At 67.3% G+C, this 12,341-nt stretch carries 11 protein-coding genes, 2 tRNA genes and 1 pseudogene; 5 read left to right on the forward strand and 9 right to left on the reverse strand.

The genetic code is table 11. The features are described 5' to 3' along the window. Positions 1-31: 31 nt before the first annotated feature. The 6 genes from AC5JJ2_RS15075 to AC5JJ2_RS15100 all read right to left on the reverse strand — a co-directional run bounded on the left by AC5JJ2_RS15075 (position 32) and on the right by AC5JJ2_RS15100 (position 5,789). A complete protein-coding gene (locus AC5JJ2_RS15075; RefSeq protein WP_495858832.1) occupies positions 32-886 on the reverse strand; it encodes an LpxI family protein in 855 nt (284 codons plus the stop codon). Further along, on the reverse strand, positions 883-1,908 hold the full coding sequence (gene lpxD, locus AC5JJ2_RS15080; protein WP_495858833.1) for a UDP-3-O-(3-hydroxymyristoyl)glucosamine N-acyltransferase: 1,026 nt from the start codon (positions 1,906-1,908) through the stop codon (positions 883-885). Before lpxD ends, AC5JJ2_RS15075 begins: the two co-directional genes overlap by 4 nt. Before the next feature lie 260 nt (positions 1,909-2,168). Continuing rightward, the gene (locus AC5JJ2_RS15085; protein WP_495858834.1) at positions 2,169-2,534 is read right to left on the reverse strand and encodes a hypothetical protein; all 366 of its coding nucleotides are present in this window, start codon (positions 2,532-2,534) and stop codon (positions 2,169-2,171) included. Between the two features lie 139 nt (positions 2,535-2,673). Further along, positions 2,674-3,012: a hypothetical protein gene (locus AC5JJ2_RS15090; protein ID WP_495858835.1), complete on the reverse strand. Its 339-nt coding sequence runs from the start codon at positions 3,010-3,012 to the stop codon at positions 2,674-2,676. A 132-nt stretch (positions 3,013-3,144) separates the two neighbouring features. Then, positions 3,145-4,479 carry a neutral/alkaline non-lysosomal ceramidase N-terminal domain-containing protein gene (locus tag AC5JJ2_RS15095; protein ID WP_495858836.1) on the reverse strand — a complete coding sequence of 445 codons (1,335 nt, stop codon included), beginning with the start codon at positions 4,477-4,479 and terminating at the stop codon, positions 3,145-3,147. An 11-nt stretch (positions 4,480-4,490) separates the two neighbouring features. Further along, complete coding sequence (locus AC5JJ2_RS15100) at positions 4,491-5,789, reverse strand: hypothetical protein (RefSeq protein WP_495858837.1); 1,299 nt, start codon at positions 5,787-5,789, stop codon at positions 4,491-4,493. 205 nt (positions 5,790-5,994) lie between these two features. Here AC5JJ2_RS15100 and AC5JJ2_RS15105 point away from each other — a divergent pair, with 205 nt between their 5' ends. The 3 genes from AC5JJ2_RS15105 to AC5JJ2_RS15115 all read left to right on the forward strand — a co-directional run bounded on the left by AC5JJ2_RS15105 (position 5,995) and on the right by AC5JJ2_RS15115 (position 7,229). Further along, positions 5,995-6,855, forward strand: coding sequence for a DUF1571 domain-containing protein (locus AC5JJ2_RS15105; RefSeq protein WP_495858838.1), 861 nt, complete (start codon positions 5,995-5,997; stop codon positions 6,853-6,855). Positions 6,856-7,075: 220 nt separating this feature from the next. After that, positions 7,076-7,149 (forward strand) — tRNA-Phe (locus tag AC5JJ2_RS15110). Positions 7,150-7,155: 6 nt separating this feature from the next. Further along, positions 7,156-7,229 (forward strand) — tRNA-Pro (locus AC5JJ2_RS15115). A gap of 5 nt (positions 7,230-7,234) precedes the next feature. On the opposite strand, the gene AC5JJ2_RS15120 is transcribed toward AC5JJ2_RS15115, so the two are convergent. Then, complete coding sequence (locus AC5JJ2_RS15120; RefSeq protein ID WP_495858839.1) at positions 7,235-8,446, reverse strand: amidohydrolase family protein; 1,212 nt, start codon at positions 8,444-8,446, stop codon at positions 7,235-7,237. 11 nt (positions 8,447-8,457) lie between these two features. Between AC5JJ2_RS15120 and AC5JJ2_RS15125 the strand changes: the two genes are divergently transcribed. Next, positions 8,458-8,808 carry a cupin domain-containing protein gene (locus tag AC5JJ2_RS15125; RefSeq protein ID WP_495858840.1) on the forward strand — a complete coding sequence of 117 codons (351 nt, stop codon included), beginning with the start codon at positions 8,458-8,460 and terminating at the stop codon, positions 8,806-8,808. 48 nt (positions 8,809-8,856) lie between these two features. On the opposite strand, the gene typA is transcribed toward AC5JJ2_RS15125, so the two are convergent. Continuing rightward, entirely contained in the window at positions 8,857-10,695 is a 1,839-nt protein-coding gene (gene typA / locus AC5JJ2_RS15130) for a translational GTPase TypA (protein WP_495858841.1), read from the reverse strand. Between the two features lie 152 nt (positions 10,696-10,847). Here typA and AC5JJ2_RS15135 point away from each other — a divergent pair. Further along, a pseudogene (locus AC5JJ2_RS15135) lies at positions 10,848-11,036 on the forward strand (histidine phosphatase family protein); the annotation flags it as partial. Positions 11,037-11,399: 363 nt separating this feature from the next. On the opposite strand, the gene AC5JJ2_RS15140 reads toward AC5JJ2_RS15135, so the two are convergent. Next, a complete protein-coding gene (locus AC5JJ2_RS15140) occupies positions 11,400-12,299 on the reverse strand; it encodes a hypothetical protein (RefSeq protein WP_495858925.1) in 900 nt (299 codons plus the stop codon). Between the last annotated feature and the right edge of the window lie 42 nt (positions 12,300-12,341).

The raw sequence follows: 12,341 nt of genomic DNA on the forward strand, positions 1-12,341 counted from the left end.
TGGCGACCGGAACTTCCCGCCGGATTGGCCGCTACCGCGCCGGCACGGCCGGCGCTTCCACGGCCGCGATGGCGATGCCGTACCGGTTGGCGAGCGCGACCGTCTGGTCCTGGTCCAGCAGGATCGTCCGCCCGGCCTCGACCGCCAGGACCGTGGCCCCGGCCGCCCGCATCGTCTCGATGGTCGTCACGCCGACGGTCGGCACGTCGAACCGCATGTCCTGCTTCGGCTTCGCCACCTTCACGACGACGAACTCGTTCTTGCCGCACAGCTCCCCGGCCCGGCGGATCGCGAGGTCGGTCCCCTCGATGGCCTCCACCGCCAGCACCGCCCGCTCGCGGACCATCACGCTCTGGCCCACGTCCAGGTCGCCCATCCGCTTGGCGAGGTCCCAGCCGAACCGGATGTCCCGCTCCTCGGCGGCGGTCGGGCGGCGGGTCGTGAGCGGGCCGTGTTTCACGAGCAACTCCGGGCAGAGGTCCAGGGCGGACACGCACTCCAAGCCGTCCTTCCGTAGCTCGGCGATGAATCCGAGGAGGATGGAATCGTCCTTGTTGTCCGACCGGGTCCGCGAGTACCAGAACTTGAGCATCCGCCAGTCGGGCAGAAGCTGTAAGAGCCGCCACGGGCGGAAGAGGTTGACCTTGTGGAACTTCCCGGCCATCGCCCACCGGGTAACGCCGCCGCGGACGAACGACCGGCTGATCTTGTTCATCGACATCCGGCGGAGCCAGTGGAACTCCGTGCAGAGGTCTTTGAGAACCGGGTCGGCCATGCCGGCGACGCCGACGCAGACGACGGGGATGCCGCACTCGCGGGCCTTCTCGGCGATCACGATGGGGAACCGGCCCGCGCACGCGAGCAGGCCCACGGGCGCGGCCGTCATTCCTTCGTCTCCAGGCCGAGCGCCTGCTTGATCTTCCGCAGGTCCTTCCGCAACTCCGGCAGCTTCTCGAGGCTCATCATGATCCGCATCTGCTCGCGGTCCGGCGTCGCCGGCGCGCCGAGCATCCGCGAGTCGGGGGGCACGTCCTTGTGGACGCCGGCCTTCGCCCCGAGGATGGCGCGGTCGCCGACGTGCAGGTGGTCCGCGATGCCGACCTGCCCGGCCATGACGACGTAGTCACCCGTGGTCGTGGACCCGGCGATCCCGACCTGGCTGACGAGCAGGTTGTGCCGGCCGATCTGGCAGTTGTGGGCAATCATCACGAGGTTGTCGATCTTCGTCCCCTCGCCGATCCGGGTGGGGCCGAACGTGCCGCGGTCGATGGTCGTGCAGGCCCCGATCTCCACGTCGTCCGCGACCTCGACGTACCCGAGTTGCGGAACCTTGACGTGCCGCCCGCCCTGGGTGCGGTAGCCGAACCCGTCGGCCCCGAGGACGGCGTTCGCGTGAACCTGGACGCGGTGGCCGAGGACGGTACCGTCGTACAAGACGACGTGCGGGTGTAGCGTCACGTCGTCCCCGAGGCGGCAGTTCTTGCCGACGGAGACGCCGTTCGCGAGGGTCGCACGATGGCCGATGACGGCCCCGGCCCCGACCACGCAGAACGCGCCGATCTGGGCCTCCGGGCCGACGGTCGCGGTCGGGTCGATCTGGGCCGTCGGGTGGATGCTCGTGGCCCGCTTCTCGTCGTCGCCCCGCAGGTGCTGGACGATGGACACGAACGCCATGAGCGGGTCGCGGACGCGGATGAGCGGGCGTCCGTTCACCGGGACGTGCGGCCGGACGACGGCGGCGGACGCCGGGGAGTGGTGCCAGGCGTCGAGGTGGCGGTCGTCCTCCACGAACGTGATGTCCCCGAGCCGGGCGTCCGTGAGCGGCCGGGCGGCGAAGATTTCGGCCTCGCCGTCGCCGACGACCTCGCCGGACACCCATTCCGCCACTTGACGGACGGTCAATCTCACGGCACACCCCCCACGGAATCCAAACTGCCCGCACCCTCTGGGAAGGACGGGAGAGGAACGTACCCGGTCCCCGGAATCCCGGCAAGCCCAACAAGCGGGCCGGCCGCGGGAGAGTGGGTCGTCAGCGGTTATCGGGAAAACCGGTCGGATTCGCCCACTTCAAATGACTGGTGAAGGTGCGGCCCCGCCGCGGCGTGTCCGGTCGGGGGAAGTGTGTCGGGAATGTGCAGGGTGTCAGGTGGGGTTGTGCCGGTTGGTCGCTAAAGACCGACGCGGGCGGCGAACGCGGCGGGCGATTCGACGGTCGTGCCTTCGACGATCTGACCATCGACGCCGGATGCGAGGGCGTGGCAGAGGCGGTCCCACGACCGGCGGAGGGCGTCGTCGGACGCGCCCCAGGTGACGCACGCGAACCCGGTCGGCGTGCGGCGGACGGTCACCATGCCGCCGGACAGGCCGAGCCGCAACTCGTTCCAGGTCGCGTCCGGGACTTCGTCCGGGAACGCGGGCAGGCCGTCGATCATGCGGAGTACGGGCGTCTCGCCGTGGGCGTTCAGCCGCTCGACCAGGTCGAGCCAGGAGAGGCGGTCCGGCGTGGAGGTGCGGACGGTGCGTTCGATCCCCAACGTGCGACTCCAACAAGACAGACTTCCGAAGTCCGGCTTCGACTTCGGAAGTCGAGAGTGCGGGCGGGCGTTTGCCGACACCCAGTGCCCCTGCTAGGTTCGACTTCCGAAGTCGAAGCCGGACTTCGGAAGTCTGGGCTTACTTGTCCGTCCCCGCGGCCTTCTTGAGGATGTCCTCCAGCCGCTTCTTCTGCTCGGCCGTCAGCACGTCGAGTTGCTCCTTCTTCTTCTGTTCCTTCAACTCCTTGATTTTTGCGGTCAGCTTGTCGATCTCCTCGTCGATCTTCGCGTCGATCGCGTACACCTTCGACTTCTGGTCGTCCGTTAGCCCCAGCTTCGACCAGTTCTGAGGGAGTTGCGACCCCTTCGCCTTCGCGGCCGGCTTGGACTCCTTTTCTTTCTTGGCTTCCTGCCCCGTGATCGCGCCGCCGAGGAACATCAACCCGGCGACGAACAGCAGACAACGGAGCTTCGTCATCGAATAGTCTCACTTTTTGGCCGTCCACCGCGGTGGTGCGAGCGACGACGTGTCGTCCGTCCGCGGATGGTGGACATATGGGAACCGATCCGGGAAGAGTTGGCAATAAAAAAACGCTCACGCGAGAAGGAATCACTTCAACAACGAGTGGACGCCGGCGATTATTGTGTCCTCGACCGACTCGTGCCACTTGCCGGGCATGCCGTAGTAGATCATCGACGAGTCGGCCTCGTACCCGCCCTCGGCGAGCATCCGCTTCGCCGGGATGTAGCCCATCACGTCGTTGCAGTAGGCGGCGACCCACACGGCCTTCTCCTTCGGAAACTCCTTGCGGAGCCGGATCGCGTAGTCGAGGACGACCTCGCCGCCGAGGCCGACCCAGACGATCTCGTTACCGAGCCGCCACGCCTGCACCGGGTAGCGGGGGTAGCTTTCGGGCAGCTTGCCGTGGTCGGCGAGGTGCTTCAGTAGCAACGTGGCGCGGTTCTTGATCGCGACGGTCTTGCTCAACGATTCCGCTTGCAACTTCTCCTTCGTCATCGAGCCGTCGAGTTTAATCTCGATCTCCTTGTAAGCCGCGACGAACTTCCCGGTGACCGGCTTCATGTCGCCGGCCAGTGCCTTCGCCACGCCGGCGGCGAGTTCCTTGCCGTGCTGCACGCACAGTTCTTCCGTGCCGCGGGGCTGTGGGTTTACGTCGCCGCCGCAGCCGATCCAGAACATCGCGACCGCGCCGGGGTTCGCCTTCTCGATTTCGATTTGCGCGAAGCCGGCGTAGTCGCCGCACCACTTGTAGTAGGACTGCGTCGTATTGTGGCAGGCGTAGCCGAAGATGATCGCCCGCGTCGTGCCGTCGGCGGCCGTCACCTTCAAGACGGGCACGGTGTGATCCACCGGGCCATCGCGGTTCTTGCCGTTGATGACGCCCTTGTCCGTCTTCTCGCGGCGGTTCATCGCGAACAGGGCTTCGCCCTGACCGTAGCCGAGCGTCGCCGGCTTCAGGTCCGAGACGGCGGCGAGGATGATGTCCTGCAGGTTCTTCTTCAGCTCGGCGGTGTAGTCCTTGATCTGCTTCACCTGGGCCGGCGTCAGGTCGAACATGATCGTGAGATTGTCGCGGATGACCGGCCCGCAGTGCGTGTGCGACGAGTTCAGGAGCAACTGTGCGCGGTCGAGTTTTGCCTCCTTCGCGACGGCGGCGAACACCTCGTCGCTGACCTCTTTCGACAGCCCGATCAGGTCCGTCGTCACCAGGACGAGCCGGTTGCCGTCGCCGTCCTCCAGGGCGAGGGCCTTCGCGAACAGGTCGTGCGCCTTCCCCTCGGCCGGCTTGGTCCGCGAGCCGTAGCCGGACATCCACATGTATTCCTTCGGCGTGATGTTCGCCGTCGCGACGCCGACCTTGAACGGCGGGTCGGCGGCCGCGAGCGGCGCGGCGAACAGCGCGAATAACATCAGCGTGCGCATGAAAGACTCCGTCACGACTTGGGTTTCAGCAGCTTGTCGATGGCCTTGAGCAGGATGCCTTCCGTGTCCGGCGACGAGAGCGTGACCGTCGGCTCGTACCCGCCTTCGAGGTACGCCGCGGCCGGCGGGATGTACCCGCAGCCGTCGTCGCCGTACCCGGCGACGCACACCGGCACGTCGCCGGCCGCTTTGTTCGCGGCTAACTGGAACTCGATGAACGGCTCGCCGGGCAGGTGCAGCGTTCGGAGCTTCCCGCCGAAGTCGAGCGAGGTGACCTCGATCGGCACGTCGATCCGCTTCAGCCACGCCAGTTGCAGGGCCGCGTTGTTACGGCGGGCCGCCTTCAGCTTCTCGTCCTTCATGTCCCGCGTGCTGACCTCCGCGCCGAAGGTCGGCTCCTTCCGCGGGAGCAGCTTCACCGGCTCGACCTTCCACGTCCAGCCGGTCGCGGGCTGCTTTGTCGTCGCCTTCCAGGCGTCCACCATGCCGGCGTGCATGCGGTCGCGGAGGATGGCGCGGTTCGCCTTCTCGCCGTCGTTGTACTTGCCGGCCGTCACGTTCCCGGAGCAGCCGGTGAAGTAAATCTGGTGTACGTCTTTCTGCTCGTTCTGCCGCTTCTGGCGGGCGAGGCCGCAGAAGTCTGCGCTCACCCGGCCGTCGCCGTAGTAGCTCATCGGGTGCGTCGCGTAGAAGTGCAACGCCGCGAGCGGCGAGTCGCCGTTCCAAAACGACAGCGTCCGCAGGAACGGGTCGATCAGCCCCTCCGGTGCGTCGCGGGCCTCCTTCGACTTCGTGGCGCTCGTGCGGGTGAACTTCACCTTGCCGTCCTCGCCGAGGACGCGGCGGTTGGACGCGACCTGCTTCACCTCCGCCTTGCCGAAGCCGACGTGCGTGAACTCGCGGGCCTTAACCAGCGATGTCTTGAGCGCGTCCGCGGACGCCTTCACCGCCTTTGCGAAGAAGTCGAGGTCCAATAGTGGCGGACCGTTCACGGCGGCGAGGAGTTTCTGCGCCTCCACGTCCGCGAACGGCGTGTTGTGCGGGTGGACGCAGTGGATCGCGACCTGTTCCGGCGTGGTGTGGGCCGCGTCCGCGAGGGCCGCCCGCCACCGGCGGTACGCCTCGTTCCGCAGCCCGGTCCAGTCGAGGGCCGCCAGCACGACCGGCTTCCCGTCGCCGAGCAGCACGACGCCGAGGCACTTGAGCGGGTCGTCCACGCCGCGGGCCGGCTCGATCCACCCGCCGCAGAGCGGGTGGCCGAGCGGTGGCGTCGCGTCGGACTCAAACGTGGCAACGTGGTAGCGCGGCATGACGGGTTCCGGCAGGCGGGATTGTTAATGTGACAGACGGAGTGACGGAAAGCAACTGACTTCCGAAGTCCGGCTTCGACTTCGGAAGTCGATCCCGCGCGGGCGCGTCCGCAGGTCCGGCAACCGCCCCTCCGCCCGTTCGACTTCCGAAGTCGAAGCCGGACTTCGGAAGTCAGGTCCTTCCCGCTCCCTATTCTTTACGGGTATGCTGTTCCGCCTCCTCCTGAAGCTCGGCGTGCTCGCCGTCTGCCTCGTGGTGCTGCCGCTCGGCCCGCCGGTCCGCACGTCGGCCCCGGCAACCCCCGCGCCGGCCCTCGCGAAGTGCGGCGACCTGCCGACGCCGGAGCGGTTCGTCGAGCTGGCGAAGACCGACCCGCTCGCCATGCTCAACGCCTCGATGAGCCGCTACCGGTGCGAGGTGAAGGGGTACGTCTGTACGATGCACAAGCAGGAGCGCGTCAAGGGCACGCTCGGCCCGGTGGAGATCATTCGCATTGCGTTCCGCGACGACCCGTTCGCCGTGCTGATGACGTGGCAGGAAGGCGCGGGCCTCGCCACGGCCACGCTGTACGCGAAGGGGGAGAACAAGGGCAACCTCAAGGCCAAGACGCCGCTCGGCGTGTCGGACAGCGACCCGAACGGGTTCTTCGCCCGGAACTCGTCGCGGTTCTCGATCCAGGACTTCGGCATCTACCGCGGCACGCTCCGCACGTACACCGTCTGGAAGCGGGCCGCCGACGCCGGGCGGCTGAAGACCGAGTACCTCGGCACGAAGCCCGTCCCGGAGCTGAGCGGCCGCGTCTGCCACATGATCCGCCGCACGGTCGATCCGCCCGAGGTGGACAATTTCTCAATGGCCGACACGGACCTCCGCACGCCGGAGAAGTTCCCGAAGGAGGCGATCGGGCAAGTGACGATCATGATCGACGCCGAGACGTGGCTGCACGTCGGCTCGGACATCCGCCACCCGGACGGGTCGTTGATCGCGGCGTACTACTTCCGTGACCTGGAGATGAACCCGACGTTCGACCGCGGCCAGTTCCTGCCGGACGTTCTGAAGAAGTGAACGGCCGAAAATGATTCCACGGAATACACCCCACCCTTCGCTGGAATCATTTCGTAAGTCCGGAATCATTTAGCAGTTACGGCCCAAGACCATTCCGGATAATAACTTGCGCCGATTCGATGCGTCCGGAATCATTTCCCTCCCGCCCGGAATCATCCGGGAACCTGCCGCAAGGTCGCGAACCGCCGGCGTCCGGGTCGTGTCCCTTCTGGCACAACAACCCGGTGTAGCTCAGCAGGTAGCAGCGTACCGCTGAAAACGGTGAGGTCGTCGGTTCAACTCCGACCGCCGGGACTCGTTCGGGGCGTGGGCCAGGTGGAGTGGCCGCGTGTTTCGGGAACACGAGAACGCAGGTTCGACTCCTGTCGCCCCGACTGTTTCATTCCCGCCAACTCCCGCGGAACATCGTCCGCCGCTCCCCGTTCGGGAAGTCGTCCCCGAAGATCAACTCGTGCGGGTCGGCCGCGCCGCGGTCCGGCAGCGGGAGGGCCACGAGGTCGGCCGACTTGCCGACTTCGAGGCTGCCCGTCTCGTCGGCCCAGCCGAGGGCTTCCGCGCCGGTCAGCGTTGCCATCCGCAGCAGTTCCTCGCGCGGAACTTCCGGCCGAATCGCGTGAACGAACCGGGCCTCCGCGAGCAGGTCGAGGTCGGGGTTCGACGCGAGGCTGTCCGTGCCGAGCGCGACGCGGACGCCGCGTGCCTGAAACTCGGGGAACGGGTGCCGCGGGTGGCGGAACGCGGCGTGCGTGCGGGGGCAGTAGATGCAGGAACTATTGCGTTGAATCCGCGCGGTCGGCGCAACGTGGTTCATGTGGATGAAGAGTTTCGGTTGGCGGAAGTCGCAAGACTTCATGATCGAAGTGAAATCGTCGGCGAGACCCTCAGCGTGCCACGCCCCGACTTCCGTGAGGAATTGTCGGAACGGCCCTGCCTTTCGGTGAAGGAGGTCAATTTCATGGCGACTCTCGCCGAGATGAATCGCCGTCGGCCACTTCTGAACTCGACAGAGTTGCCCTGCGGCCGGAAAGAGGCTTCGATTCACGCTGTACGGGGCATGAGGACTCAATCCGGGACGAACCGAACCGAGTTGTGTCCTGGTCATTAACCAGCTTTCGGCCGAGGCCAGTGTCTCGGCTGCACGTGATTCGGACAAGCCGATCATCTCGTAGAAAACGACCCCCCGCACGTCCGCCGCCGCGACCGCGTCCCAACTCGCCCCGCCCGCGGTGATGTCGCCGAGGAGCGTCGTGCCGAACTGCAGGCACTCGGCCAGCCCGGCACGGACGTCGGCCTGCACGTCCGCCGGCGACCGCGACCGGCGGTACGCGATCACGCCGCGGAGCCAGTCGGTGAAGTGATCCGGGTCGGTCGGCGGAATTTTGCCGCGTGCCCCGCTCAGGTCGAGGTGCGTGTGGCAGTTCACCAGGCCGGGGATGATCGCGACGTTGCCGAGGTCCACGTCCGGGGTCCGCGTGCCGCGCGGCTCGACGGCCGTGATGGTGGTTCCTTCGACGGTGATCGTGCCCCGCTCCAGCGGCGGCGACGCGACGGGGACGACCCAGCGGGCGGTGCAGGTGCGCGGTTCGGCCATAGAATCATCGTATGCCGACCACCGCCGACCTCGTCCGCCGCGTCGCGGACGCCCCGACCGTGCCGTGCCCGTGCGGGGCCAGCACCCGCGTGCTGACCGCCGCCGACGGGTCGCCGTGCTCGTTCCACGTCACGACGATCCGCGACTCCGTGCGGCACTACCACCGCGCCACGACCGAGGTGTACTACGTCCTGGAAGGGACCGGCCGAATCGAACTCGACGGCGAGTGGCAGCGGATCGAGCCGGGGACGATGGTGTGGATTCCGAACGGCGTGCGCCACCGGTTGGTAGCGGACGACGTGGTGAAGACAATTGTTTTTGGAGTGCCGGCGTTCAACGCGGACGACGAGTTTTTTGATTGAAGTGGGCGAAAGCCCAGGCACGGCCGTGCCTGGGCTTTCGCCACCAACTTACATCCGCCCGCGCTCGAACTTCTTGCGGTCGTTCTCCTTCAGGTACAGCTTCCGCATCCGCAGGCTCGTCGGCGTGATCTCGACCAGCTCGTCGTCGTCGATGTACTCGAGCGCCATCTCCATCGAGAACCGCAGCGGCGGCTTGATGGACGCCTTCGCGTCGCTCCCGGACGCCCGCATGTTGGTCAGCGGCTTCGGGTCGGTCACGTTCACCGTCAGGTCCTTGTCCCGGCCGTGTTCGCCCACCACCTGGCCCTCGTACACCTCCTCGCCGGGGGCGACGAACAGCGTGCCGGAGAGGCCGTCCACCGAGTACGCCGTCACCTTCGCCGTGTTCTTCGAGATGTACACGCCGTTCGCCCGCCCCGGCAGCGTGCCCCGCGCCACGCGGTACTCGTGGAAGTTGTGGTGCATGATCGCCGTGCCCTGCGTGGCCGTCAGCATCCGCGTCCGCAGGCCGATGAGGCCGCGGGCCGGGATGTGGAACTCCATGTGCGTGCTGTTCCCCTGCCCGCCCTCCATCTTGATGCACTCGCCCTGCCGCTCCAGCACCAGCTTCATGACCGACGACGAGTGCTCGTTCGGGGCCTCGACGACCAGGTACTCGACCGGCTCCATCGTCTTGCCGTCCACCTCTTTCGTGATGACTCTCGGCTTGCCGACGGCGATCTCGCCGCCCTCGCGGCGGATCGTTTCCAGGAGCACGCCGAGGTGCAACAGGCCGCGGCCGCTGACGATGAACTCGCTCTCCCGCTCGCCCGCCTTCACCCGGAGGGCGACGTTGTGCTGGAGCTCCGAATCCAGCCGCGACCGCAGCTCGCGGCTGGTCAGCGGCTTGCCGTCCTGCGACGCGAACGGCGAGTCGTTCACCTTGAACAGCATGTCGAGCGTCGGCTCGTCGATCGACAGCGGCGGCAGCGGCAGCGGCTTGTCGAAGTCGCAGATCGTGTCGCCGATGTCCGCCTCGTCGAGGCCGACGACGGCGCACACGTCCCCGGCCGAGATCGTCTCCACTTCCTTCTTGGCCAGCTTGTCGAACTCCAGCACCTGCACGATGGTGTCGTTGAACGTGCCGCCGTCCTTCTGCTTCACCACCGTGACCTTCTGGTTCTTCTTGATCTTCCCGGCGATCACCCGACCGATGGCGATCTTGCCCAGGAACTCCGAGTATTGCAGGGCCGTCACCTGCATCTGGAGCGGCGCGTCGCCGTCCACCTCGGGGGCGGGGATTTTGTTCAGGATTGCGTCGAACAGCGGCTTCAGGTCCTTCGGCTCGACGGCCATGTCGGTCGTCGCGATCCCGGCCCGGCCGCTGGCGTAGATGACCGGGAAGTCGGCCGTGTCGTCGTCGGCCCCCAGCTCGATGAACAGCTCGAACATCATGTTGTGGATCTCTTGGATCCGCGCGTCCGGCCGGTCGATCTTGTTGATGATGACGATCGGCTTCAGCCCGCAGGCGAACGCCTTCTTCAGGACGAACCGCGTCTGCGGCAGCGGCCCTTCCGCCGCATCGACCAGGACGAACGCGCCGTCGGCCATCTTGAGGATGCGCTCGACCTCGCCGCCGAAGTCGGCGTGCCCCGGCGTGTCGATCAAGTTCACTTTCACGTCGCCGATGCGGATGCCGCAGTTCTTCGCCAGGATGGTGATGCCCCGCTCCCGCTCCTGGTCGTTGGAGTCCATGATGAGGCCGTGCTGCCCGCCGACGAGCTTGTCCAGTTCCTCGTTGCGGAACTGCCCGGACTGGCGGAGCATCTGATCGACGAGCGTGGTCTTGCCGTGGTCGACGTGCGCGATGACGGCGACGTTTCGGATGTCGGTTCGCTTGGCCTTCATGTTCGCCGGAGCCTGCAAAAGTACACCGGCCGCGGCGTTAACGGGGCCGCGGCCGTCGGGTGGTCGTTCGGAGTGTTCCCCCTTAATGTAGGAGTTTCCCGGCCGGTCCGAAAGGGGCGGCGGCGTGTGGAATTGGTGAAGCGGAGGGGCGGATGCGACTTCTTCTGGTGCGGCACGCGGAGGCCGTCCCGTTGGCGGCGGACGGCATCTCGTCGGACTTCCACCGGCCGCTGACGGACCACGGCAAGGTGCAGGCGGCGGCGCTGGCCGAGGCGCTGAAGGCCCGCGGCGTCGGGCCGACGGTGATCGTGACCAGCCCGCTGGTGCGGGCGGTCGAGACGGCGGAGCCGCTGGTCGCGGCCCTGACGCCGGGGAAGGAGTTCGTCATCACCGAGCGGCTGGCGTGCGGCGAGCTGAAGCCGAAGAAGCTGTCGAAGCTGGCGTTCGAGCTGGGCGGGCTGCCCGTGCTGGTCGGGCACATGCCGGACCTGGGCGAGTACGCCGGGTGGCTGCTCGGCGGCGCGGCCGTGGACTTCGACAAGGCGGCGGTGGCGTGCGTCAACTGCCGGCACGAGATCGCGAAGGGGGCCGGCGTGCTGGAGTGGCTCGTCCCGCCGGCGTGGTTCGTGCCGCTAACTCTTATTCCCTCCCCCCTTGGGGGGGAGGGAACAAAGCCAAGACCCGCGGACAACGAAGTAGTGGCGTCACTTCTGCTTCGAAGTCCAGTACCGCCAACTCGGCTCGACCGCGTCCATCTTCAGCTCGACCGCGTCGAACGCGCCTTCCACGCTCGGCATCGGCCGGTTGTCGTCCGGCTTGAACGCCGTCACGAACCCGAAGAACTTGTCCCCCTCCACGCCGTACAGCAGGTACTCGACCAGGCTCGCGGCCACCACGTCCGCGTCCTTCGACGGCGTGCCGCCCCACAGGTCGGCCATCCGGATCGTCGGCGGCTTCGACTTCGTGCCGACGACCAGCTGCTTCGCCTTCGCCCGGTAATCGGTCCACGCCGACCCGCCGGCACTCTTTGCCGTCATCAGCCGGCCGAAGCCGAGTTGCAGCCACTCGGGGAGGGAACCCGTCGTCGGCCCGGTCCCGGCCTTCTTGTTCAAGAGCGCCGCCGCGACGACGGCCGTGACCAGCGCCTGCGCCTCCGGGTCCTTCGGCTTCTCGTTGTTCGGGACGAGCACCGCCGCCGTCGGGGCGTCGCCGCGGACGTTGACCGTGAACCAGTCCTTCGACTCCGGCCGCTGCTGCGTCACCACCCGGACGTAGGACGAGAATTCCCGGTTGTCGCCGAGGACGACGACCGTGAGCTTGCCCGGCCAGAGCGCGTCCTTCGCGTCGAACTTGAGGGCGGTCTTGGCGGCCGCGAACGCCTTCTGGGCCGCGTCCGCGAACGCCTTCGCCTTCGCCTCCGGGAGCGACGACAGCACGAGCAGGTCGGCCGTCTCCGCCGTGGCGAGCTTCTTGAGGCCGGCCTTGTTCAGGTTCGCGGCCGCGGCCGCCTTCTGGGCGTCGAGCTTCTTGCCGTCGTCGGCCGCGAGGGCCGGGCCGCACCCGATCAGCACGGCGAGGAACAAGTAAGAGGGTCGCGGGAGCATCGGCGGATTCCTCGGAAGGGTGGACGCGGCGGGACGGCTTCA

This window comes from Limnoglobus sp., from assembly GCF_059499385.1.